At 59.1% G+C, this 24,348-nt stretch carries 27 protein-coding genes and 1 pseudogene; 17 read left to right on the top strand and 11 right to left on the bottom strand.

Going from position 1 to position 24,348, the window contains the following annotated elements; translation table 11 throughout:
* The 3 genes and pseudogenes from KRZ98_RS08575 to KRZ98_RS08565 form a co-directional block, all read left to right on the top strand.
* Positions 1–652: pseudogene (locus KRZ98_RS08575) on the top strand (chromosome partitioning protein ParB); the annotation flags it as partial.
* Between the two features lie 206 nt (positions 653–858).
* Positions 859–1,134: a hypothetical protein gene (locus KRZ98_RS08570; RefSeq protein WP_184477180.1), complete on the top strand. Its 276-nt coding sequence runs from the start codon at positions 859–861 to the stop codon at positions 1,132–1,134.
* An 8-nt stretch (positions 1,135–1,142) separates the two neighbouring features.
* Positions 1,143–2,042, top strand: coding sequence for a zeta toxin family protein (locus KRZ98_RS08565; RefSeq protein WP_217673154.1), 900 nt, complete (start codon positions 1,143–1,145; stop codon positions 2,040–2,042).
* 17 nt (positions 2,043–2,059) lie between these two features.
* Here the strand turns inward: KRZ98_RS08565 and KRZ98_RS08560 are convergent, their stop codons facing one another.
* Together KRZ98_RS08560 and KRZ98_RS08555 are read right to left on the bottom strand one after the other, a co-directional pair.
* Complete coding sequence (locus KRZ98_RS08560) at positions 2,060–2,692, bottom strand: SOS response-associated peptidase family protein (RefSeq protein ID WP_217673153.1); 633 nt, start codon at positions 2,690–2,692, stop codon at positions 2,060–2,062.
* 6 nt (positions 2,693–2,698) lie between these two features.
* Positions 2,699–2,836, bottom strand: a complete 138-nt coding sequence (locus KRZ98_RS08555) for a hypothetical protein (protein ID WP_217673152.1) — start codon at positions 2,834–2,836, stop codon at positions 2,699–2,701.
* 246 nt (positions 2,837–3,082) lie between these two features.
* Between KRZ98_RS08555 and KRZ98_RS08550 the strand changes: the two genes are divergently transcribed.
* The 9 genes from KRZ98_RS08550 to KRZ98_RS08510 all read left to right on the top strand — a co-directional run bounded on the left by KRZ98_RS08550 (position 3,083) and on the right by KRZ98_RS08510 (position 11,746).
* On the top strand, positions 3,083–5,113 hold the full coding sequence (locus KRZ98_RS08550; RefSeq protein ID WP_217673151.1) for a site-specific DNA-methyltransferase: 2,031 nt from the start codon (positions 3,083–3,085) through the stop codon (positions 5,111–5,113).
* Positions 5,113–7,449: a DEAD/DEAH box helicase family protein gene (locus KRZ98_RS08545; RefSeq protein WP_217673150.1), complete on the top strand. Its 2,337-nt coding sequence runs from the start codon at positions 5,113–5,115 to the stop codon at positions 7,447–7,449. Before KRZ98_RS08550 ends, KRZ98_RS08545 begins: the two co-directional genes overlap by 1 nt.
* Positions 7,450–7,645: 196 nt before the next feature.
* Complete coding sequence (locus KRZ98_RS08540; RefSeq protein ID WP_217673149.1) at positions 7,646–8,251, top strand: hypothetical protein; 606 nt, start codon at positions 7,646–7,648, stop codon at positions 8,249–8,251.
* A 4-nt stretch (positions 8,252–8,255) separates the two neighbouring features.
* Positions 8,256–8,837 carry a recombinase family protein gene (locus KRZ98_RS08535; RefSeq protein WP_010408953.1) on the top strand — a complete coding sequence of 194 codons (582 nt, stop codon included), beginning with the start codon at positions 8,256–8,258 and terminating at the stop codon, positions 8,835–8,837.
* A 160-nt stretch (positions 8,838–8,997) separates the two neighbouring features.
* Entirely contained in the window at positions 8,998–9,489 is a 492-nt protein-coding gene (locus tag KRZ98_RS08530) for a single-stranded DNA-binding protein (protein ID WP_368389805.1), read from the top strand.
* A gap of 216 nt (positions 9,490–9,705) precedes the next feature.
* Positions 9,706–10,380 carry a ParA family protein gene (locus KRZ98_RS08525; RefSeq protein WP_010408950.1) on the top strand — a complete coding sequence of 225 codons (675 nt, stop codon included), beginning with the start codon at positions 9,706–9,708 and terminating at the stop codon, positions 10,378–10,380.
* Entirely contained in the window at positions 10,377–10,724 is a 348-nt protein-coding gene (locus tag KRZ98_RS08520; protein ID WP_217673148.1) for a hypothetical protein, read from the top strand. The genes KRZ98_RS08525 and KRZ98_RS08520 overlap by 4 nt, the downstream gene beginning before the upstream one ends.
* Positions 10,725–10,852: 128 nt before the next feature.
* Positions 10,853–11,209 carry a hypothetical protein gene (locus KRZ98_RS08515; RefSeq protein ID WP_217673147.1) on the top strand — a complete coding sequence of 119 codons (357 nt, stop codon included), beginning with the start codon at positions 10,853–10,855 and terminating at the stop codon, positions 11,207–11,209.
* Positions 11,210–11,410: 201 nt separating this feature from the next.
* Positions 11,411–11,746: a hypothetical protein gene (locus KRZ98_RS08510; RefSeq protein ID WP_217673146.1), complete on the top strand. Its 336-nt coding sequence runs from the start codon at positions 11,411–11,413 to the stop codon at positions 11,744–11,746.
* Here KRZ98_RS08510 and KRZ98_RS08505 read toward each other — a convergent pair.
* The gene (locus KRZ98_RS08505) at positions 11,743–12,000 is read right to left on the bottom strand and encodes a hypothetical protein (RefSeq protein ID WP_217673145.1); all 258 of its coding nucleotides are present in this window, start codon (positions 11,998–12,000) and stop codon (positions 11,743–11,745) included. The genes KRZ98_RS08510 and KRZ98_RS08505 overlap by 4 nt on opposite strands.
* A gap of 468 nt (positions 12,001–12,468) precedes the next feature.
* Here KRZ98_RS08505 and KRZ98_RS08500 point away from each other — a divergent pair, with 468 nt between their 5' ends.
* From KRZ98_RS08500 to KRZ98_RS08490, 3 genes are read left to right on the top strand one after another with little or no spacing between them, the layout of a single operon-like run.
* Entirely contained in the window at positions 12,469–13,056 is a 588-nt protein-coding gene (locus KRZ98_RS08500; RefSeq protein WP_217673144.1) for a ribbon-helix-helix domain-containing protein, read from the top strand.
* Positions 13,053–14,528 (top strand): relaxase/mobilization nuclease domain-containing protein, encoded by a 1,476-nt coding sequence (locus KRZ98_RS08495; protein ID WP_217673143.1) that lies wholly within the window; start codon positions 13,053–13,055, stop codon positions 14,526–14,528. Before KRZ98_RS08500 ends, KRZ98_RS08495 begins: the two co-directional genes overlap by 4 nt.
* Positions 14,525–15,022 (top strand): hypothetical protein, encoded by a 498-nt coding sequence (locus KRZ98_RS08490; RefSeq protein WP_217673142.1) that lies wholly within the window; start codon positions 14,525–14,527, stop codon positions 15,020–15,022. The genes KRZ98_RS08495 and KRZ98_RS08490 overlap by 4 nt, the downstream gene beginning before the upstream one ends.
* A gap of 500 nt (positions 15,023–15,522) precedes the next feature.
* Here KRZ98_RS08490 and KRZ98_RS08485 read toward each other — a convergent pair whose 3' ends face one another.
* The 3 genes from KRZ98_RS08485 to KRZ98_RS08475 all read right to left on the bottom strand — a co-directional run bounded on the left by KRZ98_RS08485 (position 15,523) and on the right by KRZ98_RS08475 (position 18,491).
* Positions 15,523–16,218 (bottom strand): DUF2490 domain-containing protein, encoded by a 696-nt coding sequence (locus KRZ98_RS08485; protein WP_217673141.1) that lies wholly within the window; start codon positions 16,216–16,218, stop codon positions 15,523–15,525.
* Positions 16,219–16,308: 90 nt separating this feature from the next.
* A complete protein-coding gene (gene chrA, locus KRZ98_RS08480) occupies positions 16,309–17,541 on the bottom strand; it encodes a chromate efflux transporter (protein WP_217673140.1) in 1,233 nt (410 codons plus the stop codon).
* Positions 17,538–18,491 carry a chromate resistance protein ChrB domain-containing protein gene (locus tag KRZ98_RS08475; protein WP_254798210.1) on the bottom strand — a complete coding sequence of 318 codons (954 nt, stop codon included), beginning with the start codon at positions 18,489–18,491 and terminating at the stop codon, positions 17,538–17,540. Before KRZ98_RS08475 ends, chrA begins: the two co-directional genes overlap by 4 nt.
* Before the next feature lie 169 nt (positions 18,492–18,660).
* On the opposite strand from KRZ98_RS08475, the gene KRZ98_RS08470 reads away from it, so the two are divergent.
* Positions 18,661–19,572, top strand: coding sequence for a DUF1259 domain-containing protein (locus KRZ98_RS08470; RefSeq protein WP_254798209.1), 912 nt, complete (start codon positions 18,661–18,663; stop codon positions 19,570–19,572).
* A gap of 74 nt (positions 19,573–19,646) precedes the next feature.
* A complete protein-coding gene (locus KRZ98_RS08465) occupies positions 19,647–20,129 on the top strand; it encodes a DUF4142 domain-containing protein (RefSeq protein WP_217673138.1) in 483 nt (160 codons plus the stop codon).
* Between the two features lie 56 nt (positions 20,130–20,185).
* Here the strand turns inward: KRZ98_RS08465 and dmeF are convergent, their stop codons facing one another.
* The 5 genes from dmeF to KRZ98_RS08440 all read right to left on the bottom strand — a co-directional run bounded on the left by dmeF (position 20,186) and on the right by KRZ98_RS08440 (position 24,340).
* Positions 20,186–21,118, bottom strand: a complete 933-nt coding sequence (gene dmeF / locus KRZ98_RS08460; protein WP_217673137.1) for a CDF family Co(II)/Ni(II) efflux transporter DmeF — start codon at positions 21,116–21,118, stop codon at positions 20,186–20,188.
* Between the two features lie 8 nt (positions 21,119–21,126).
* Positions 21,127–21,399 (bottom strand): metal/formaldehyde-sensitive transcriptional repressor, encoded by a 273-nt coding sequence (locus KRZ98_RS08455; protein WP_217673136.1) that lies wholly within the window; start codon positions 21,397–21,399, stop codon positions 21,127–21,129.
* A gap of 237 nt (positions 21,400–21,636) precedes the next feature.
* Positions 21,637–21,990 (bottom strand): hypothetical protein, encoded by a 354-nt coding sequence (locus KRZ98_RS08450; protein WP_217673135.1) that lies wholly within the window; start codon positions 21,988–21,990, stop codon positions 21,637–21,639.
* 2 nt (positions 21,991–21,992) lie between these two features.
* Entirely contained in the window at positions 21,993–22,385 is a 393-nt protein-coding gene (locus tag KRZ98_RS08445) for a hypothetical protein (RefSeq protein ID WP_217673134.1), read from the bottom strand.
* Positions 22,385–24,340 (bottom strand): type IV secretory system conjugative DNA transfer family protein, encoded by a 1,956-nt coding sequence (locus tag KRZ98_RS08440; RefSeq protein ID WP_217673133.1) that lies wholly within the window; start codon positions 24,338–24,340, stop codon positions 22,385–22,387. Before KRZ98_RS08440 ends, KRZ98_RS08445 begins: the two co-directional genes overlap by 1 nt.
* Between the last annotated feature and the right edge of the window lie 8 nt (positions 24,341–24,348).

Raw genomic sequence — 24,348 nt, 5'->3', positions numbered from 1 at the left:
TCCCCATGACGAGGATGGCACCACCAAGATTCACGATCTTGTCGGAAGCCGACCCGAGCGCGCGGCGTGGCTCACCACCAAGGAGGGCTTGGCGTCGGGCGAGTGGATGACGGCTCGCGATCCGATTGAGGGCTTCGCGCTGTTCCGCAATCTGCCCGCCACGGACAAGAACAAGGTGGCGGCGATGATCGCCGGTCACATGCTCATGGCGACCACTTCGGTTTACTCCGACGGTCGCACCCCGCGCATGGTGCGTGAGCTTGCCAACTGCATCGAGGCCGAGCCCGGTTTTGGACGCTGGCGCGATACGGTCGAGCTAGACGAGGCGTTTTTCAGCACCTTCTCCAACAAAGCCCGGCTTGCCCTTCTCGAAACGTGGGGTCTGTCAGATCGTGCAAAGGGCATGAAGGGCAACGAAACCGCCGCCTTCTGTGCCCGCATTGCGAATTGCGACGAAGAGGACGCCAAGTTGCTTGGCCTTCATCCCGACGATGTTGCCGAGGCAGTGAACTGGCTCCCCGACTTCATGGAGAGCGCAACCGTTGAACCCCTCCCCGCCAAGGAGGAACCGGAGGCCGATGAAGCCGATGAGGGCGACGAGGGCGACGAGCTGGGGGACGACGATCACGAACAGATCGACGAGGCCGCTTGATCGATGGCGGGGGGCTTCGGTCCCCCGCAGCTATATGAGTTTCCGAGCAACCGAGGACGAAGGCGAAATCTCCAAGGTTGTTCGTCTTGCTGGCCGGTGGAGCCTTCCGCTCTACCGGCCCCTTCCGCATGATCGAGGCCGTTCTTTATTCGTTCAAGACTTGATGCTATAGGAAAGGCATGACGATGAGTGGCGAGACTAGCCCCATGTGGACCCAAGATCAGGCGGTTGCCTACGAGGCGGCGCTTGAGGCCATCAATGACGTGATAGCCGGGTATAGCGAGCAGATTGCGCTTGAGCAGGAGCGGGCCGCTCCCAGCGCGGCGCGGATCGAATGGCTCGAAATGCGGACGGATCAGGCGACCGCAATCATGCACTCGCTCAACGTGACCGACACCGAGAATGTCCGCCAAGTTCTCTCCGAATATAGCGCGATCGTTCGCGCGCGTGACGCCGCCGAGGCCGTCCCTATCGCTGCCTAAGAGGCAGCATGGACCGCGACCCAGAACGTCATAGCCTCTCACCCGACGCCCTACAGAAAATCTATGAAACCCGCGTAGCTCCCCGCCTTTTCAGGGGCGCGGAGAGTGTCGAGCAGCCGACCGCGATTATTCTAGGAGGGCAACCCGGCTCCGGCAAAACCCCCATGCAGAACCATGCTACCCGCGAATTTGCGGGCAGTGGCGGAATGGTGAAAATCATCGGTGATGATCTTCGCGCCTATTTGCCTCACTATAAGAGCTTGCAGCGCGCAGACGACAAAACCGCGGCCTTCTATACCGACCGCGATTCTGGCCGATTGGTCGAGAAAGCCATTGCCGAGGCCGCACAGCGGCGCGTCAATGTTCTGGTGGAAGGCACGATGCGCAACCCCGAGACGGTTGCGGCGACCTTGCAGCAATTCAGGGATGCGGGGTTCCGAACCGATGCGCGAGCCCTGGCCGTCAGTCCCGAAATGTCGAGCCTTGGAGTGTTGCAGCGATATGCGGCGCAGAAGGAGAGCCGGGGTATCGGGCGGATGACGACGACCGAGGCCCACCAGAATGCCTTGCGCGGGATGCTCGACACGCTGGACCGGATTCAGGACGGGCGCCTTGCCGACAGGCTCACGGTCTACCGGCGCGGCGGCGAAGTAATCCATAGCTTCGACCTTACCGGGCCAGCGCGCGCGGGCGAGCCTCGCGCCCGAGAGCTGGTGGAGCGCGAGCGCAATCGACCTCTTTCGCCGCAGGAGGCCCAATATAAGCAGCGCGAGATTGAGAGGCTGACCCCGATCCTGCAAAAACATGGCGTCATTCCAGCCCGAGATCCGCAGCGCAGTCCCGACCTGGCGCACGGTAAGGATAGGCCTCCTGCCCCTCCCCGTCGCGACGACGATCGCGAGCGATAGAGTTTGCGGGCCGCCTCCTAGGCTACAGGGCTTCGCGTCGGGAAAACCGGGCCACGTACTGTCATTTGATCCGGATCGAACGGCATTTGGAGTTGCACCACGTCATCGTAGGAGCCGCGAAGCCAGACATCCACGTTCTCCGGATCGAGGATTGTAATCATTGCTTTGGGATGAATCGGCGCAACCAAGGCGTTGGGATCGCATGTCACCATAGTGAACCCCCTGCCCGCCTCTGTGTGTTGCCAGAAGCCCGCCACAGCAAACACCGGTTGTTCCGGCACGGCGAACCACATCTCGCCTTTGAGCGGTGGCTTCCCGTCGCCCAGGTCATGCTTATCGGGCGTGAACTCGCAAAACTCGGTTAGAGGGACGATGCAGCGGTTTTCCGGCTTTTCAGCGAGTTTGCGCCATTGGGGAAGTGCTAGATTGCGGACATTCGTCATGGGCCATTTGGCCTTACCGCCCAGCACGTCCCACGTCATCACGTCCCAGGCGCGCTCACCGTCCTGCTCGCGCACAACGTAGTTCCGGCTTTTTGGCCGCAGCTCGTTCGGGCTGAAGCGGTTGTCACGGGGACGCTCACTAAAGAGTTTAGCCGCAGAACCCCATAACGTTTCCGGCTCGTTCGACATGCGGGCGCGATTGCACATGGCCTGTCAGTCGTTCAATGCCCGCGCGCGAATGGCTGTTGCCAGCTCCGCCAGCAGCTCAAGCACTCGCGGCTCTTCCTCGCTTTCAGCGAACGCTTCAACGATGCGCGCAGATTCTTCATATCCGATAGGTTCAGTGTCCATTTGGCGAGGATGCCTCACCATTGCCTCCGCAGCAACGCATTCAGCGAATGAGCGCGCAGCGTCAGAAGGGCCACAGCAACGCCAGATTAGAGAATAACCATTTTGGCTATGAGCTTGGCCTTTCTCCAGAGGCGCTCTGTGGCTAAAGGAATAGGTCGGGGGGTGCAGGCGCTTACGTTCTTGTTTTGTTCCTCTCTGGTGCCATAAGACCAAAGACGAATTTTGAATGAGACGAAGGTAGCAAGCATGGACCAAAACGGCAGCAACCCTAGCGATCCGGCTGTCGCGATTGACCATCTCGATCGCGAAGACCTCGTAAAGCTGGTAAAATCTATGCTGAGCAATGGGGTCGCGTTGACGTTCCATGGCAAGCGAACCGCTGTTGAGATTGCCCGGCGCGTCCGTCCACGGGTGACTCGCCGTGAACCGAAGCTGCATGTTGGGGAGCCTGCTGACCAAGCGAAGAATCTGCTGGTCGAAGGTGAAAACCTTCAAGCAATGGTTACGCTATATAAATACCGTGGTCAGGTCGACTTGATCGTAACAGACCCGCCATACAACACGGGTCAACAGTTCCGATACAATGACAAATGGGATACCGACCCAAACGATCCAAATCTTGGAACCTTGGTAGCCAAGGATGACGGATCACGTCATACGAAATGGATTAAGGCAATAATGCCTAGACTTCAGATGATGAAGTCTATGCTGAAGCCGAGTGGGATCATCGCGGTTTGCATCGATGACAATGAGTTGTTTCATCTAGGCATGTTAATGGACGAGGTTTTCGGGGAAGAAAACCGAATTGGCATCATTAATTGGCAGAAGACCTACTCTCCTAAGAAGACAAATCACCTGTCTACTGCAACTGAGTACGTTCTAGTTTACGCACGCGATGCTTCATTAGGGAAGACTGGTTTGCTTCCACGCGATGATGCGATGGACGCGCGCTATGATAATACTGATTTTGATCCCGAGGGAGGCTGGCGCGGTGGAGATGCCACCGCACCGCAACATCGCACGACTACCTCCTTTGCGGTGCAATCCCCCTATACGGGCGTACTCCACTACCCAGAGGGGGAATACGCTTCTCTTCCGGTAGCGCCAAAGTCGTCTCATCACTGGCGGCTAAGCCGCGCTGAAATACGGGCTTCTCTACAGGCTACAGGCGTCAAATATGAAGAGCGTGACTTAGGCGATCGCCGTGGGCCGGCGCTTGTTATCAAGGGGTCCAAGGTCGCCCTCAAAGGCTATGATCCCGCTGATGATGCTGCGGTGACTAAGGCTATTGAAAGCTCGATTGCTACCCGGCAAGCGAAGTCATGGCCGCTGTTCTTTTTCAATGATTCAAAAAACGGCAAAGTTGGTGGAGGCCGACCTTCCGTAAAGAGGTACATTGATAAAGTAGTTAAGGGTCGTATTCCATGGACTTATTGGGCTGATGAAGAATATGAGAGCGCCGAACTGCTAGGCGCTCAATCGTGGGACCACGCCGAGTCCGGGCACTCACAGGCTGGGCTTAATGAACTGGATGCTATCGTTGGTAAGGGGCACGGGTTCCAGACCGTCAAGCCTCTGCGACTTATCAAAAAGATCATCCAACTCTGGTGTCCGCCGAACGGGCTTGTGTTCGACCCCTACGGTGGATCGGGAACAACCGGACACGCCGTTTTAGAATTGAATAACGATACCGGCAGTGATCGCCGCTTCATCCTGGTCGAACAGGGTAGCCCTGAGAGAGGTGATAAATATGCACGGTCGCTCACCTGGCTGCGGCTCAAAAATGCCGTCACGGGCGAGCGTCCTGATGGGAAGGGTAAGTTCACAGTAACGGCCGATCCGCTTGGCGGAGGGTTCGAGTTCAGAATGCTTACCCGGCAGATCGACGCAAAGACCGTGCTTTCCATGAAGAAAGACGAACTCATTGATGTCGTCATCACCTCCCATTGGGAGCCAAACCGCCGAGGAAGCCCGAATCTAATTCGAGTGGATGACCCCCGGTATCTCTACCTTGTTGGCATGAACGAACAGAATGAGGGCTACTTCATAATCTGGGATAATGGCGGGCCTGTCGGCCAGCTAGATCGAGAAACCTACCGGGGTGTCCTTAAAGACGCAGAGAAGGCTGGGATTTCCCCACCGTACAACGTGTATGCCAGATATGAAGTGTATCAGAGCCGGAATGTCCGCTTCTGGAAGATACCCGACAAGATTCTCTCGCATCTGGGCCTCAACGAAAGTAGCGACAGGTATAACGAAGAGGACGAAGCAAACTAATGGATCTGCTTAAATTCCAGGCCGATGCTTCGACCCAGATAACCGAACGGTTCGTCCAGTATATGGAAGACCCGCTTACGGTTCGTCGCAATCAAGTTGTTCCATTCTACCAGAACCTTTCATCAATAACCGGTAGCGGGAAAACTCTTATTCTCGCTGATACCGTTGAGCAGATTCGGAGCCGCCTGCCAATTGAGCCGGTCGTGCTGTGGATTTCAAAGGGGCGGGTTGTCGTATGGCAAACCTTGGCTAATTTGGCGGATGGCAAATACTCCGGATTGGTTGGCGGCTACGACGTTAAGCCCTTGATGGATTGTCGTGTCGATGATGTTGAGGATTCCAGCAGGGGGCTCCTACTGGTAGCTACCGTCGGCAAATTCACTCAGCGAGACAAAGAAGAGGGCGATCGGAAGATATACCGCGTCCAGCTTGACGCTGCCGATCGATCATTATGGGATCTCCTGAAGGCGCGGCGGGATGCTCAGCGTCGCAGGCGGCCATTCATCATCGTCTATGACGAGGGCCACAACCTTTCGAATTTGCAGACCCAGTTGTTACTAGAGTTAGAGCCTGACGCGCTGATTGCAGCAAGTGCAACATTGCGTGTTCCAGAGGCCCTGGGATCGACAATAGAACGGCTGAGGCGCGACAAAAAGTGGCAGGACGCAGACTTCATCACTGCCGTTCGAAGCTCAGATGTCGTGGCCTCGGGTCTAGTCAAGAAGCACATTCTACTCGGTGGCTATGTCACCCCAATGGAAAGCGCCGTTGACGATCTGCTTTCGCAGATGAAGGGGGCGGAGGAATCTGCAGTCGCTCTCGGATTGCCAATTCGGCCGAAGGCTATCTACGTCAGCACTACCAATACGGTTGATGGCGTTTCTATCCGCGATGACGCGGCTCGACCGTTTCGTGAGAGGCAGGCTCGACCGATCCTCATTTGGCGACATTTGGTTGAAGGGTATGGCATCGATCCGTCTAGTATAGCGGTTTACTGTGACCTGAAGTTTGACGGTAAGTTCCCCCCTCCCCCGTCCTTCAACCTTCTTTCGGGCGGGGATGCCGATTATGACCGTTTTGTCAGTGGTAATTTCCGACACATCATTTTTAACCTGGGTCTGCAGGAAGGGTGGGATGATCCGGAATGTGCTTTTGCGTATATCGACAAGGAGATGGGCTCCCCTGAGCAAGTGACACAGGTTGTCGGTCGAGTTTTGAGGCAGCCTAACGCCGAACACTATCCTTCGCCGAATTTGAACACCGCACATTTCTATATCCGGACGGATGAGAAAGGCGTCTTCGAAGCGATATTGACCGATATACGCGCCAAATTGGCTTCTGATATTCCCGACATTACCTTGACCGTGAAGCGTGAGACAAGTTCAGGCAGCAGGCCGTATCTTCCTGCGCTGAAACAGCGTTTCGTCCCCACCGTTTCCGTCGACTCGACCCACGCCAGGGCGCCCATCGACGCAATTATCTCCGCTACGCAGGACTACCGTCAGGGGGGTGTGAATACCGCCGGGAAAGGGAACCGCATTCAGGTGCTCCAAGACGTGGGTGGGGATACCGACGGGTCGGAAGAATGGATTGAGATGGCCCACAGCAACCGTGTTACGGCGCGCTGGGTCATTCGCAGAGAGGTGCTCAAGCTTTTCCCTGCGCATGGAGACCGACAGAGAAGTCCGATCAATCTTTGTGATATCGAACAGGCTAAGTTCGATGCACATGTTGAATATACGAGTGCTGCTGCAACCCATCTTCGAGAACAAGCGGCGCGTGTGGTAGAAGCCTACGTCGATAACTCTGCTATCGTGCAAAACGCATTAGATCATCCTTATTCGCCTGACCGCATCGCGGTCGATGAGGCTAAGTTGGTTAGGTTCAAGAATGCGCTGCATGAAGGTTATAGCGATCTAAACGGATTAGAAAAAACCTTCGCTGAAGCTCTCGATAAGACGAAGAAAGTTTGGTGTAGGAACCCATCCCAGGGAGGGTTTACCATCCCGCTTCTGGATCGTGGTAATACGAAAACCTTCAGCCCAGACTTCCTAGTGTGGTCTGATAAGATTGTATTTGCCCTAGACACTAAGGGCGATCACCTCATCACGGAAGATGCCGGACGGAAGCTATTTTATATTGATAAGATGGAGGATGGTGCGGAGCTGGTTATTAGACTTGTGACGGAAGGCGAATGGACTGTCGCTTCAACTGGGGAGTTTAGCCGGAAAAGTGGGTCATCTGGTTATACGGTGTGGTCGCTACGGCAGGGTAAGCCGAAGCCGCAGCACAGTGCCACTTTAGGCGGAGCGGTAGACCTCTGCCTTCGGGCTTAGGGGCCACGCAGGCCAGTTGTCTGACAACAAAACGGTGGTTTAGTTGACTGACAACCACATCGCCGGAAACCCGCAGAAATGCGATGCTGAAATTGGCGATTTTGACCGCTGACAACTTAATATGAAAATAATCCGATTAAGTTGACAGATGGTGCTCCCGCGTTAGTGTGAACATAACGGCAACGCGGAGTAGACCATGAAACGAACGAAGGAACCGCCCAGCGCCGTTTCGGCACTTCGTCGCTGGCGCGATCGTCAGCGCCATGAACGCATAGCCCAAGACCAACAGAGGGCGAGCGACACGCGCAAGAGCGGTCTGCGCCGCGAGCGCGCCGCCGAGCGGCAGGCAGAACAAAAGGCTGTGGCGATCAATGAGGCGGCTTCCGACTTGGCACGCGAGGAACGCTATTTCAGCGCGAGCAAAGAAGCGGCTGAATCTCGCCGCATCCTTGGAATAGCATCGGGCAGTTTGATGGCGTTCGCGGTGATCGGCTTGATCGGCGCATCGCTCATAGTTTACCACCTCTCGCACCACCCCATCCCGCGCGACGAGAACGCATTGTTAGTCGCCTTGACGCTGTTGGCGGCATTCGTGATTGCGTTGGCGGCGCTGTATGGTTGGTTTCTCTTCTGGTGTCAGCCTTGGCTCGAACGCAAGCGCGATGCGGCGGAGGCCGCCAAGCAGCTCGAACGGATCGCAAACAAGCGTCAGGCGCTAGAGAATGGCGCTTTCACCGTCGCCAAGTCCCGCCGTCCCTTCGGCGGACCTTACGAGGTCCGTTTCACCGATCAAAAGGCGTGATGGTATGAAGATCGGCTATGCCCGCGTCAGCACTGGCGAGCAGAACCTAGCGTTGCAGATCGACGCCCTGCGCGCCGCTGGTGCCGAGCGGATCTTTGAGGACAAGGGCGTAAGCGGCTCCACCGTGTTCAAGCCAGCATACGGCGATATGTTGCGTCACGCGCGAGCTGGTGACGAAATCATGGTTTGGCGGCTCGACCGTCTAGGCCGCTCTCTCCCTGGCCTCATTATCGAGCTTGAAATGCTGGGGAGCCTTGGTGTCGGGTTCCGATCGCTCACGGAGCAGATCGAAACGGTGACACCGGCAGGCCGGTTGTTTTTCCATATGGTTGGGGCATTTGCCCAATTTGAGCGTGATGTAATCCGCGAGCGCACCAACGCGGGGATTCAAGCAGCGCGCCGCGCTGGTAAGAAGCTGGGGCGGCCTGTGTCGATCAATGAGGATCAATGGAAACAGGCCAAGACGCTGCTGGCTGAACCTCACAAAATGAGCGTGGTGGCAGTCGCGGGCCTGTTGAATGTCACCCGCCAGGCCATCTATAAACGGCTCAGTGCTGAGAAACTGGCCGAACCAGTCGAGGCTTGATCCATGGAATACCCCCCTGCCCTTCCCTTCGCTTAGCGCACCCCCCTTAAGCATCGCCTTTCCTTGAGCAGCTACCTAGGCCGGTGATGATTGTGCGAGCGAGCATGTCTCCTCGTGCTCGTCACTGCTGATTGACGCACCTGGGCGGCTCCCCTGCCTCATGCGGGATCGGACCTTCGGCCCCAAGCAGAAAACCACCGCTACGCGCCTACGGTTTCCGCAAGCGGACCCTCCGTTTTTCAGCTTGCCCGCGTCAGGGGGCCTCCCCTCGAAAGTGCGTCAGCAACGACAGCACGAAGGAACGGACATGCAGAACATCGCTGAATTTCGCATCATCGGTCGCATCGGTAGCACGGAGATCAAGGAAAAGGTGGCAACGCTCGACGTTGCAGCAAACTACGGCCGCAAGGTCGGCAACGATTGGGAGGATGATACCCATTGGAACCGAGTCACCTGTTTCGGCAAGAATATCGAGCGCGCAGCCAAGATGGCCAAGGGCGATTTGGTGCATATCACTGGTCGCATCCGCCAATCCCGCTACGATCGCGAGGGCCAGACCGTTTACGGCGTTGACCTGATTGTTGATCGCTTGGCCGTGATCGCGAAGAATGGCCGCCCCGCCGATGACGATCGCGACGGCGGCGAGGATTGAAGTGTGCGGGCGGCGCTACGTGCCGCCCATCACATTACATGCAAATCAAATTACATGCACATACATGCAATTCAATGTGCAGGCAAGTAAATGGCATTGCAAGGTTGTCATTGGCATTAAATGGCTTTCCAAGTCTTTCAAGGACAGGTATGGTAAGAGAATGCCTTTGCTGTCTCGTGCAGGTTCGGGGCATCCTATGAATGTAAAGGAAAGCAAATGGCAGTCATCGCCTTGGCATCCCCGAAAGGAGGTTGCGGCAAATCCACAACGGCAATCGCGTTGGCCGGTGCATATGCCGAGCAGGGCTATACCGTCAGGATCATAGATGCCGATCCCCGCCAGCGTGTCATGCGCTGGGGCGAGGCGGGTCAAACTGGTCCACAGATCGCGGTCGTAAGCGCAAAGGCAGAAACGATTGTTGCAACGATCCGTGCGGCGGAGAGCGAGGCGCAAATCGTCATCATCGACGTGGAGGGAAGCGCGAACATGGTTGTTCCGTTTGCCATCGCTCACGCCAATTTCGTCATCATCCCGGCTAACCCATCAGCGGCGGACGTTGAGGACGCTATCGCAACCGTGCGCGTCGTTCTGGACACCCCAAGCAAGCACGGACGCAGTGTTCCTTACGGGCTGCTATGGACGCGCGTTTCAACAGGGTTCCAGTCTCGCGAGTTTGCGGCGCTTGCTGGGCAACTCGCAGAGGCAGGGGTGCCGGTCATCGGCCAGTTTGTTGAACGCACCGCCTACAAGTCACTGTTTTCATACTGCACCACATTGGATCAGCTTCCGCGCGACGAAGTACCGGGCACCGACAAAGCGCGGGCCGAGGGGGCCGCGCTTGCGAACGCAGTGGCCGACGCGATTTTAGCCGATCAGGAGAAAGCCGCATGACCGAGCCGCTAAAGCCTCAGAGGCGCAACCTGGGCCTGCCTCTGGCATCGGTGCGTAGTACGGCAACGGAGACGCCTGCGGCCGACGACAGCGCCAGGGAGACCGCGCTGCGTCACGGGTTCGACAATGTGCCGATCGCGGCGAGCGAGGTAGATCGCCTGAGAGCCAATCAGAACAGCGAACCACCGCGCCGGAAACGTGGGGCAGGGCGGTCGATGCCCTTCTCGGTGAAGCTCTCGCCCGCCACGATGGAATACATATACGAGGTGGCAAACTCGCGCGATATTCCCTTGGCACAGGTGATCGAGGAGCTTGTGGAGGCTCATCGAGCGGTCGCAAAGTGATGCGCCGTCGATGACGATCAACGAGAACGGGGAGGGCAGGGCCAACCCCTAAAATGGCGGGCGAGGCCGTTGGCTGGAACCAGCGACCCCGCCCTAATCACAACCGCAAAATTGGAGCTTTGCGAATCATGACTGACACCACCCTACCGAATCCGCAGCCTGCGAGCGATGCAGCTTGGACCGTTGTGCTTGCAGATTATCGAGCCGCAGTTACGAGCTTTCATGCCGAGGTGAGCCGCGCTGCCGCTGCCGGTGACGACATTGACCAGGCCACCGCCGATGCTCACGCATTTGCAGCCGTCGCGCTTATCGGGACGCCGGCAACGCATGTCGTGCAGATCGGCCAGAAGATCAGAGCAGCCGACAATCTGGTAAATCTCGGGCAGATCTATCCCAACCTCGCAGAGATCCTTCTGAGGGACGTGCTTGGCTTGATCGGGATCACGAGCGGGGATGATCGACTATTGCCGTATCCCCTTCACTGAGACGAGGGCGGCCAGCGCGATGTGCTGGCCGCTACGCTGCTCCGGTGAACCTATAGCAAGGCGACTGTGACGCAGAGCCGTTGCAGAAACCAACCAGAAGGATCATGACCGGGGCGCGTGCCAGTGTCATTCGGCTCGCTGATCCTTCCCCGTCATCGCAGCGCCCGTCTGTGGTGAGGGCGCAGGCTGACGGAGAAGAACATGACCGCATCGACCATCATTGCCGACCTTCCTACCGGCCTCATCGTCGTTACCGGCCTTGTGATGCTGATCCTGGCTGTTCGCTTCCGTGGCCCAATGTCGATCGCTTTCGCAATCCTCTGCCTGTTCGGAACTTGGAACGCGGGAGAGGCACAGCCCGTCTTGGCGGCTATCATGGGCATTGTGCTTTATGGCGGCCTAGCCATCATCGGAAGCATCTTTGGAGGTCGCGGCGACCTGGACCACGAAGCCCGATCCGGGGGCTATGACTATGCCGCCGAGCAAGCGCGCCTCGCCAGCGAGTATCATCGCCGCGACCGGGAAAGCCGCTTTTAGTCTCCGGACAATCCGCCCAACGCCGCAGCCACTTTCGCCGCACCATGCTTCGCAATGGCGGCGGCAATGGCGCGTGCGTCCGAGCGATCCAGTTCAGGAATTTTGACACGTTCTAGTGCCGCTAGAAGCACAGGGCGGCCCGCATCGCGCAATGCGTCCTCAGCCTCCTTTTCGCGCTGAACAATGGCCGCCAGCGCAGCCTCAAGTTTGACGCGCTCTTGCTTGATGCTTTCAAGGGCAGGGGACTTTGCCATGAGATAGATTCCTTCGTTGTGGTCGAGCTATCGGGTGGTTTGAGCTGGGATTGTGTCGATGGGATCAGCCATCATCACCAGACTATCAGCCTATCACGGCGACACATGCGAGGCCGAGTTTGCATCTAGTCCGCCTTCTCTAACCGACATTTCAGGACTGTTCTATTCTTGTCGCGAAGAATGTCCAGACCGTCTGCGATGCGTTGAATTTTGAAATCCAAATTCCAGAAACGCGCGGCGAAGCCGCTCCTTTTCTCTCTGCGACGATCCAGCCAGGCGCTCCGATCGGCTTTGGTTAGATAGCGCCTGCCAAAAAGTGCACCCCCCGGTCCACGTCTTTTTGGTTTTGCTTGAGGGAGGGGAATGCGAGTGGTAAGGAAGGGATAGAGATTGAAGTTCGCAGGATAGCACCATCGACAGCATTGTAACACAATGCACTCTATGGTGTCCGCTGCACGGGGCTTAAGAATGGCGCATCTGACGTTGCGAGTTGAAGACGACATTGCGGAAGCCATCGACATGCTGGCGAGGGCGGCAGGCATGACACGCAGCAAGTGGATCAACCGTGCTATCCGCGATGCCTTGCCTGCTCGTCCCGACGAGGTGCGAGACGTACCGACAGTTGCAGGCGCCTCTAAGATGCTATCGCTTCGTTTGCCCGCTGACGAGCTGGCGGCCATTGATATGGTCGCGGCCAAGGCGGGCATGACCCGTTCGCAATGGGTCAAACGTACATTGCGTTGGCAACTCTGGACGAAGGCCGGCGAGCTGCGCCTCGCGCCTAGCAGCTATCGTTCGATCATGAAGATCGTCGGCCAGGTGCGCGCTATAGGCTATTCGCTCAATCAGGCCGTGAAGGCGATGAACGCTGCCAACCGTCCAGAAAGTCCGCTCTTGATCGAGCAGGTTGCGCAGCATGTGATCGCGATGGAGGGGCGACTTTCGGCAACCATCAAAGAGGCGAATGCCACCCTTACTGCTATCGTGTCAGGGGAGGTTGATTACTGGACGGGGAGGGGCATCACGTCCCCTATCGCCGATGAGGTTCAGCCGTGAACGGCTTTGAGTTTTCCGATCAGACCCTTGAGGATTTGGAGCGGGTGCAGGGTGCGCGTGGGGCTGGGCGTGGCAAGGTTGACCATCGGGGAAACCGTGCTCTCTCTCGCGACTTAGGCAGTCTGATGCGCGCGCCGGGGCAACTCGCTTCTAGTACCGCCCGTGCCGCTTCGCGCAGCCGTGGAGATCGAAGCGCACGGGCCATTGAACAGCTTGGTCGAACTGCCAAGCGCGCGCCTCAAGTCGTCGTGAAGATCACTAGCCGCATCCATGGCGCGGCCAGCACCGTTGGCGCGTTTACCTACGCCGGTCGCATTGGCATGTCCGATCAGGAGCCTATCGGGATCGAAACCAGCGAGGGCAAGGAACTGATGAGCGCACAGGATATGATGGTCCTGGCGCGTGAATGGCAACAGTGGGAAACGGCGGACGAAGCGCGCCGCAATGGTGCGACAGCTATCGCCATGGTGTTCTCTATGCCTCCCGGCACTGACCCCGAAAAGGTCCGTGAGGCGGTGCGCGATTTTGCTGAAACCGACCTTTCAAATCGTCGCTGGGTGATGGCCCTCCATACCGACGAGGCGCATCCTCATGTCCACCTTATCATAGCTGGCCGTGATAATGACGGACGCCGGTTCAACCCTAACCGCGAGTTCCTGCAACAGTGCCGTGAACGCTTTGCGGAGAACCTTCGGGATCGTGGTGTTGAAGCCGACGCCACCAAGAGGATGGCTCGCGGCTACCCTCCCAAGCAAGACCCCACGCCCGTTCTAAAGATGCGTGAACGTGGCGGGGAGCCAGTCGCGGATAAGGGGAGATTGGCCGTCATCGGTGGACAGGCGCCCGATGCCGCGCAGCGCCTTGGTGAGCGCGAGAGGGAGCGGAGCAAGACCGTCGCGAACCATGTTTCGGTACGCGAAATCTATGTGCGTGCGGCGGCAGAATTGGAGGCTCATGGCGGTTCTGCCGAGGCAGATCGAGCAAAGGCGCTTCGCGCATTTGTGGAGGCTATGCCGGCGCCCGCCAACGCCCGCGCGGAGATCATCGAGCGCCTGCGTACCGGCAATGCGCTGCCTAAGGACTTCGCGCCCGATCGCGAGCTTGAGCGGCTTAAGGCTCGCGTCCAGCAGCGTGACGCTGAACAGCGAACCGCCGCCCTGGACAGGATTGAGCGGGCAACCGGGAGGATCAAATCTGTTTCTGCCGAGCTGAAAGGGAGCGACAACAAAGCCGGGGCAGGGGAGGGGGAACCGACCGTATTCGACCGTATTCGTGCCAAGTCGGCCGAGCTGAAGAACGACAGCGTACCTCCCAACGCCGCACCCGATCGTGCGCTTGCTAGCGCCCGTGAGCGGCTACAGGCTATGCAGCGCAAGATGGATAAAACCATCAAGGATCGCGCGCAGGATAAGGATCGAGATCGCAGCCAGGACCGCACTCGCGATCCCGATAGGGAAGGGCCGGGCCGGTGAATGACGACGAACTATTGGGCGCTTTGCTTGAGCAGATCGGGACGCTGGCCGAAGGTGTGCAGGCGGTCATGGAGAACCAACAGGCGCTATCCGCGAAGCTGGATGAGCAGGCGTCGAGCTTGGCCGCTATCGGCGTTGCAGTGGGATTGACCTACCTTGCCACGGGAACCGAAGCGCCGCTTCCCGTCGATGTTCTTGAGGAGCGCGCCTTCGCGCGTTTCCTCGACAACTACCCGCTTGATGGCCCCCCGATCATGGGTAAGGCGGTAATGGATGAGCACTTGGCTCGATTGGATCAGATCGACCCAGCTCGCCTTGCAGCAGGTTTCCGCGACCTTGAGCGGCAAACGCACCTGTCCATGATCGAGCGCGTCCGCAACAGGCAGATCGAGCGCGTAGCGCGCGAGAAGCATGGCGATCTCGAGGCCATAGAAAAGGGGCGCGCCGTCGCCGGCACGCCCCCTCGTGAGACAGATCGCGGAGATCAGGGTTAAGGCCCCTGTGCATTACTCGGACACAGATTCACGGTAGCGGCTTGATAAGCAGTGGCATGAGGCCGTTGGCATCGAGATCGAGGCGATTGGACCAGACGTAATCGCTGGCGAGATTGATGCCCGCCATAATCATCCTTTTGCTCTTTGGGGAATCGTAATTTCACCCCGGCGAATAGGGCGGCATCACGCCCGTCCAGATTGCGCCGCGAGATCGCAGAATCCGTTGTTTCGGGCCGCAAGTCAGGTGCTGAGATGGCCTGCCCTTACGGTGTCCGTGAACCCACCGTTTCGCGCGTCGTCGCCGAACACCGGCAAAGCGTCGAAGTCAAATCGGCGTAAGCGCTCGCGAACAGCGATGAATGGTGGTTCTGCTTTCGAGCCGAAAGATGCAGAAGCCTTCGTTGTTGCGGTGTCATAACCGTTCGGTTGTGACACTTGGCGAGATTGCCCATAAGAGGCGCAGCCCGAACCGCAATTCGTCTGCGTCCCGGCTTGCTTGGCTAAAGCGCCACGAAAAGGGTCGCGCTCAGCACGTGGTTGGTGCGATCTTCTCCGCGACGAAAGACGTGCTGGTTCAGGTAGCCCGGTTCTAATCGCATTCGGGGCGCGACCGGTACGCCGACTCCGACGAAAGTACGCCACTGGTCCACGCCGTCACGGGCACCCCAGCTTGTCGAGTTCAGGTTAAAAAATCCTTCGGTGAAGGCGACTGCCTGCACTGTTCCCTGGCGTGCGATCGGCACCTGCACCCGGACAAACTGTCGCAACCGCCACCCGGTATCATCTCGACCCTCCAGCATGCGCTGTTCGAGCCGCGTGCGACTGATGAGGAGGGGGGTCCCGTTACCATTCCGCACGACGGCGAATTGCACCTGCTGCCAAAGCCTGTGTTCGTTCGTGATCCGGCCGCCTTCCGGGTCGGTACGGATATAGGCGTAACCCGCGATTGCATGAGCGTCGTGTGCTATCCTCGCGCCGATCGCGGTCCGTGCAATGAACTGGCTGCCTCCCCCGACGTCATCGGTCGCGCGTCCCTGTGCTTCGAGCCATAGAAAGAGGTCGCCGCGAACCGGTCCTGTGGCGATCACCGATCCCCATGCCTGGGTGTCGTCCTGCGCGTGGGCGGGAGAGCCGATGACCGCGCTCGCCAAACAGGCGAGAAGAAGCGGGATATATCGGACGTTCGGCATACCCATTTTACTGCTACCCTTCATATGCACTGCTCCAACCCGGACATGCGTTTAGACGTTGCTTCAGACTTGAGATCAGGGGGCGTCGCTATCCCATCAGGTCAGGGTGAACGCTCCGACCGCGGCCCCGATAGCCAGAACGACAGGCGTGGCGAGCTTGCTTTTCCAGCGGTACATGACGGCAAGCGCTACGCCAAAGATGAGCAAGCTCGCGATCGGGTTCGGTGTTCGCGTGGCCGTGGTCCGGGCAAGATCGATCACCGTCACCACGATCAGACCGACAACACCTGCCGCCACCCCGGCTAGGAATAGCTGGAGCCGTTTGTGCTCGACGACGGCTTCCAGGCGATCGTAGAACAGGAGCGAAAAGGCGAATGCGGGCAGGAACATGCCGGCCGTCATTGCCAGCGCACCGGCCAGCCCGCCGCTGATCCAGCCTACAAAGGTCGCAAAGATCACTAGCGGCGCAGGCAGAATGCCCGACAGGCCGAGGCCATCTAGGAATTGTCCATCGGTCATCCAGCCTTGGCCCACCGTGTCGTGCCGGATGAACGGGATTGCTGTGTACGCTCCACCGAACGTCAGCAGGCCGCCCTTCAACCCCGCCCAGAAAAGCGCGGCCATCGTAGGAGCGGATTCCCGCACGCCGGTCGTCGGCCCCGCCAGGGTTGTGCCACCCGTCCAGGTCAGGGTCGCCGCGCCGATCGCGAGCGCCACCACGACCGCGGCGAGTGCGTAACGGCCGGTCGAACCGAGCGCATAGACTGCACCGGCGGCGAGAAGCACAATCCAGAAGCTGACCCCGGCGAGCGACGCGACTGCGGCTGCGATGGCGGTCGCCCATAGCCACGGCCCGAGCAGGATGTGCTCGCCGATGCGGTGGATGGCGCGCACGATAGCCGCAATGACCGCCGCTTGGACGCCAAGGAAGATGGCGCCGAACACGGTCCCCTGGATCGGTAACCGTGTATAGGCCCAGGCGAGCGCGAGCATAAGGACAAGTCCCGGCAGCATGAAGCCCAGCCCGGCGAGGACACCTCCCAGACGGCCCTTGGCACGGATGCCGAGATGGACGCACAGCTCATGCGCCTCCGGTCCGGGCAGCACCTGCATCACGGCCAGGAGCTTGTTGAACCGGTCGCTTGGAATCCAGCGTTCCTCATCGACCAGCTCGCGCCTGATCATGGCAATCTGCGCCACAGGGCCACCGAACGCCATCATGCCGAAACGGAGGAAGCGCAGGAACAGCGCGGGGTAGCTCAGCTCAGGTGGCCGAGCTTCTCCGATGACCGAGCTTGTGGGGGCGAAATCACCGATATGTGCCATCATCCGGTCCCCTGTCCGCCGCGTTGTTTGGTGAAATGCGCGTGGAAACCATCGAGCGCGCCCGAGCCTTGGGCGATCCGCTCCACGTCATCATCGGTTCCCGCGCAGATGCCGTTGACCAGCGCGGCGATCCCCGCCGCTTCCGGGCGGCCGAACTTGCCATCCGCAATGTCGAGGTCATGGATGATCTCGGCGAGCGCGATCAGCGCCCGGTCGGCATCGAGACCGGTTCGATATACCAGTGTTTCGAAGGAGCAGCGGTCGCCCTCGTGCGTGAACTCCGCGTCTGCCATGTCGAAACGCAGTTCTTCCGGCTCGGGCACGTAGCCTTTGCCGTCCACGAACTTGAAGCTGGCTTGCGGATCGATGAACCGGCGGATCAGCCAGGCCGACGCGATGCGGTCGACATGGACATGCCGGCGCGTGACCCAGGTGCGGCCCTTCAGCTCCGCGGGCGTCAGCTCCAGCGCGCCCGTCCCGCTTACGTCCGGATGTTCATGGACGCGGCGGTCTGCGTCGGCGAGGGCGGCCAGGACAGCCTGTCGCCCGTGCGCGCCGAAAAAGTCGATCGCGGCGATCTCGTCCAGACGCTTTCTAAGCCGCCGGGTATCCGCCGGGGCCACCTCGCCGCCTTCGGTCAACGAGCGTAACTCACGCGCCAGATCGTCATAATCGGCGTCGCGGGCCGCATCGAACATGGCGCGAAGTTCCGCGCCGGTCATGCCTTCGACAAGCCGCGCCTCCAGGATCAGTGCCTCGCCGCCTCCGTTTGTGATTTCCGCTCGCAACTCCTCAAACAGCGCGCGCGTGTCGGGACGCAGGGGTAGCGCGTGGACTGCGTTCTTCAGCGGAGCGGCACCGATCGCTTGCAAGCGCCGCCACACCCGCACGCGCAGATAGGCCGGCTTGGCCGGTAGCTGCGGGATCAGCAGCAGCCAGTCATGTGGCTTCATAAGTGGATCGTCAGTCATGCAGCATTCTGTATCACAATAATAAATCTAGCGTACACTTGTATCATTTCACACCACAAGCTAAATGTTGTCCGGAAAATTCGTGGTGCACATCATAGGGTCGCGAGCATTCGCGAATGCGGCCCGCCAGTCGAATCCAAGGAGAAAAGCATTGCGTCACTTGTTGCTACCGCTTGCCGCCCTGCTCGCTGGACCGGCAGTCGCCCAGACCGCTCCGCAACCGGCCCCAGCTCAGGCGAACAGCAACAGGTGGGCAACAGTGGACGAAAATCTTGGCCGGGGCGGCACGACGCAGCCGGACGGGGTCCGCCGTTATGCGTTTCCTCGCTCCGATCTGAACGTCCAGCTCGACGGCGTGGCGATCAAGCCCGCGCTGGCGCTCGGTTCCTGGCTCGCCTTCATGCCGATGGGCGAAGAGGCGATGGTGATGGGCGATCTCGTGTTGACGCATGACGAGGTGAACCCTGTCATGAGCAAGCTGCTCGCAAGCGGCTTCACAGTGACGGCGCTCCATAACCATTTGCTCCGTTCCTCACCGGCGACGATGTACCTGCATGTCGGCGGGCACGGCGATCCGGGAGAGATGGCCAAGAACCTGCGGTCCGCGCTTGCCGAGAGTCGGACACCGATGACCGCGCCTGCCAAGGCCGCAGATGCCAAACTCGACTTCGACACCGCCGCGATCGACGGGATCATGGGCGGCAAGGGAAAGCCTAACGGAGGCGTCTACCAGTTCGGTTTTCCCCGAGCTGAAAAGCTGAGCGACGGCGGGATGCCTGCACCCGCCTCGATGGGCACGGCAACGGCGCTCAACTTTCAGCCGACCGGCGGAGGAAAGGCGGCCATTACGGGCGATTTCGTGCTGACCGCCACCGAGGTAGATCCGGTGCTTCGTGCTTTACGGACCAACGGGATCGAGGTGACCGCGCTTCACAACCATATGCTGGACGATCAGCCGCGGCTCTTCTTCATGCATTTCTGGGCCAATGATGACGCGCGTAAGCTGGCACGCGGGCTTCGCGCCGCGCTGGACAAGACCAACATCGTCCGCCCTGCGGGCTGAACATTTTAAGGCCGTAGTAAGTCAGGAGCAGATCAATGAGGACGTTATCAGGCGTATTTCTATGCGCGCTATCCATGGCGAGCTTTGCGATGCCGTTCTCGCCGTCCCTCGCTCAGGCCGGGATCAGCACGAACCCGGCACCGTTGGAAACCACGGGCTATTCGAGCGCCGTGGAAGCATTGAGCAAGTACGAGGTCGACTCCAGTCAGCTCGCGCTGACCCGCTCGAAGAGCCAGGCTACGCGAGCCTTCGCGCAACAGATGGTCCATCATCATAGCCGAGTGAAGTCAGACCAGAAGATCGTTGGCCGCTCCGACACCGGAAGCGCGCTGGACGCCCCCTTGTCTCAGATGCTGTACACGTTGCAGAACACGCCGAGCGTTGAGTTCAACGCGGCCTACAAACGCGGGCAAATCGCCGCGCACGAGGAAGCGCTGAAGGTTCATGGCGCCTACGCGGCGCAGGGTAGCGATCTTGCTGAACGGGCAAAGGCTCAAGCGGCCATGCCCGTGATCCAGAAGCACCTCGGTGCAGCGCGCGATCTACCGGAAGCCTGAGGTAATCGATGATGGCGTCATGATTTGTCGGTTATGGTGTTGGTGAAGCGCGCTGCCTATCGGCACTCGACCGTGAGATGCACTATTTCGTGGACTGGCATCAGGCGGGCGCGGATCGCGTCGCCGTCTATGTTTTGCCCGCATACGACACTGACGATCGCGGCGTGCGCTTCCGGGCCGACCCGCCAGACGTGGAGGTCTGCAATCCGGGCATCCCCCGGTGCCTCGACCAGCTCGCGCACTTCATCGGCAACGTGATTGTCGGTCGCGTCGAGTAGCACCGAGGCTGTGTCGCGCATCAGTGTCCACGACCATCGCGCGATCACAACCGCGCCGACGATGCCCATCACTGGGTCCATCCATATCCAGCCAAGATAGCGCCCGGCCAATAGCGCCGCGATGGCAAGGACGGAGGTGAGCGCGTCGGCGAGGACGTGGACATAGGCCGAGCGCATGTTGTTATCGCCACCATGCGTGCCGTGAGCATGGCCATGATCGTGCCCATGATGATAATCGTGTCCGTGGTGATGCCCGCCCGAGAGCAGGAAGGCGCTGGCGATGTTCACGCCTAGGCCAACAACGGCAATGATCGTTGCTTCGCCGAAGGCGACCGTAATCGGCTGAAACAGGCGCAGGACGGATTCGACCGCGATCCCGAGCGCGATCAGCCCGAGTACCATCGCCGAGGCGAACCCGGCCAGATCGCCGACCTTGCCCGTGCCGAAGCTATAGGCGGGATTACGGGCGTGCCGTTTGGCATAGGCGTAGGCAGCAGCCGTGACGCCGAGCGCACCCGCGTGTGTCGCCATATGAAACCCGTCCGCGAGTAGCGCCATTGAGCCGGTCAGGTATCCGGCGACAATCTCGACCACCATCATTCCGGCTGTGAGTGCAACCACCCAGAGCGTGCGCCGGGCGTTTTCGTCATGCGAGGAGCCGAGGAAAACGTGATCGTGAGTGTGGCCCTTGATCGCGGGGAGCGTTGCCATAGATGTCCCTATTTAGAGTAGCGGCGGATCGCGGCGATGAGCTGCTCCGCACCAGCGGCGCGATCGTCGTCGGATAGATCGGGCCGGGCGACATGCTCGCGAACGTGCGATTCAATAATCGCGTCCATGAGGCCGGTCATCGCGCCTCGCGTCGCCGCAGCCAGGTGAAGAGTGGTAGCGCAATCCTTCTCTGAAATCAGCGCTCGCTCGATCGCGGTGACTTGCCCGGCGATGCGCCGGACGCGTTTCAAAAGGGCGTCATCAGTTTGCAAATGAGACATAGCTTACCCCCCTACCCTATATAGGAAAGATTAGGCAATGCGGTGTCAAAATCGGTCGGTTGTGACACACCGGCATCCGGCCTTCACACGCACGCGGCTTTGCGAAGGTCAGAACCCAGCGTCACAATATCGGCTGCGGGGATCGACAAACCAGCTCGATCACGACCGCTATATGGTTGCCGAACAGACCAATTCGGGGCTAACGTGAATCTGTGTCCGAGTAATGCACAGAGGCCGCTAAGGTTCTTCAAACGAGCCCTGGCGTAAATAGATGAGCCGTGGTTTGGCGCTTATACCGGGGTCGTTAAACCAACCCTCCACATGCTCGCATCCCAATGCAGTGTGCAATTGATCCATCATCTTTCGCCAATTTGGATCGGTGTCACGGACCATAACAACCCTTTCACTGTCGATGCCGACACACGCGACCACTACGGGTTTGAAGCCGAAGGAAACCCGGCCAACCGTTACTTCATCAATCGCGGTCCATGGCTCGCACCATTGCTCATTGCCGTTGCTCAGCACGATCCCTTTCGTCTCCGCGCTGATGATCCGCAGCGGTCCTGAATTGGCATGGTCGGTCGGTCGCATGACTATCGTTCCAGATCTTTTGAGGTCTTATCAGCAGCGGTGCGGTGCTGGTCGCGCGTTTCGTCCCGGCGCTGTTCGACCTCTCGAACACGAGGCGTCCGTACTTCGCCACCGCGCTCCATCGTTTGGGCAACGGCTTCCCGTGCAGCAACCTTCATCCTTGCCGCCTCCGGTGTGGCCTGGCCGTACTTTTTATCAATTGCCGCATCCATTGCGGCTACCTGTTTGGCGGCAGGATTCAGGCGTTTGTCGTCCAATCGCTCCGCTTGCGACATTTGCCTGAAATCGGATGCAACACGCCGATCCCGATCCTCTCGCGCGGCATCGCGTGACCCATCCAACCTATCAGCAGGCTTGCCGGATGATGCAGCCCTTTCGGTTCTATCGTCGGCCATTATCCCTTAGCTCCTTTCAGAAATGATAGTGCGTCGTTGTCGCCCTCTTCCTCGGGAGGATCGGCGGAACCGACCTGATCGAAATTCATGCCCGTGAAGTCGGCAGGTAATCCGAGCGCTGCGAAGAATGCGGCGGCTTTGTGCGGATCGCCATCATCGGGAAGCTCATCAATGGGGAAGCCGACCAACCGCCCGTAATCGACGCCCTGTAATGCTTCCTCGTCTGTCATTTCGGGGGATTCTGCCCGTTCGATCAGGGCAAGCGAACGCCGCGCTATGGAAGGATCGAGAGGCCGCGGCCGAACGGGTGGCGGCGGGACTTTCGACGCTTGCAGCATCCACTTGTCTTTGTAGTAACGGATCTTCCCGCCCTTGAGCGGAGGGATACCGGCGCGAAGGACAATCACCTCTTCTTGAGACAGTAGCAGCAGCTCTTGCGGCAGCATTAGGGGTCGGCGCTGATCGGAGGTCGATACTGACCCCTCAAATGCATCCCACACCCGCTTCGAGCGGGATTTTGCCTCGTAGGTGTAATTGCCGAGGCGTTCGGATACCTCCTTCGCCACATCGACGTGCTTTGGCGTAAAGACCAACTCGACGCCGCAGTTCTGGACGATTTCGCTGGTCACGTCAGGCCCGTACACGTCGCGGAGCTGGCCGCGTGCCTGAATGACCGGCACAAGGCGAATGCCGTAGCCGGCGACGTAGGAGAAGCCCGAGGCGATCACACTGGCGCGACCAAGCCGGGCAAACTCGTCCAAAAGGAGCAGCAGCTTGAGGGGGTGCCTGCCCTTCTCAGGATCGGGCAGCTCGCGCACGTTCAGGTCAATGAGTTGCTGGAACAGCAGATTATACACGTCTGCCATGCGTTCCATGTTGTCCGGTGACACGCCGAGATAGAGCGAAATCGGCTTCGTCCGGAAATCTCTCAGGTCAAAATCGGATTCCGACGTGGCGGCGTCCACATATGGGTTGATCCAAAGATTGATCTTGGCAGAAACGGATTGCCGAATGCCGGTGAAGGTATTGGCCGAGCTGGAAATCCAGTCGTTCAGGGCCGAAATGCAGGCTTCTGACAGGGGATCGCCTGTGACCTGTCGTTCCTTGATGATCTTGGGAAACCGCTCCTTCGCATCGCCCGCGCTGAAATTGCGGTATATTTCCCCCATCGTAAAAGGGAGATCCGGTGTTGCTGCGATATAAGCCGACACACCGAGAAACGCGGTGCGCGCGCTGTCCATCCAGAAGCTTTCGCCGTTGGCGGGCGGCGGCCAAAGCATCGCTGCGATCTTTTGCAGCTCGTCAATGACTTCTACCGGATCGGTGCGCTTGATATGCGCGAAGGGATTATAGCGCGCGGTGCGGCCTTGTGGATCGAGCGGATCAAAAAGGAGAACCTGGTGGCCGAGGCTTTTGCGCCAACCAGCAGATTTCTCCCAATTCTCCTGCTTCACATCGAGGACGACAACAGAGTCCGCCCAGGTCAGCAGATTGGGAATAACGACGCCTACGCCTTTACCGGCGCGCGTCGGAGCTTCCAGCAAGACATGCTCAGTGCCGCTAAACTGGATGAAATCTCCACCACGCCCGAATAGCGACTGGAAGAAAGTTTTTGGGCTGCGCCCGAGCAGCAACCCTTCATTGGGGTCCATCAAGCCCGCCTCGCGAGCCTCGTTCCTGTTGGCCCAGCGCGCAGCGCCGTGAAGGGATTGCTTATGGTTGAGGAACACCATGAAGGCGACCAGCGCGCCAGCGGCGGCTACACCGCCCATCCCCTTGGCGAGCCATCCCATGACGGCGGGATTATGGCGGTAGAACCAGAAATATTCGGGCATTTTGAAAATGTTCAGATCGGTCCTGAACTGCCCCAAGCCTATGATCGCTACCAAGCCGCCCAAGGTCAGGACCGTGATGGTGCCGATTAGTACGTAACCGATCAGTTTCCGTCGCTCCATGAGCCACC

The organism is Sphingobium sp. AS12 (assembly GCF_019097845.1).
Classification (GTDB): domain Bacteria; phylum Pseudomonadota; class Alphaproteobacteria; order Sphingomonadales; family Sphingomonadaceae; genus Sphingobium.
The sequence above is the reverse complement of the archived record's forward strand: the minus strand, read 5'-3'. Positions and strand labels throughout refer to the sequence as shown.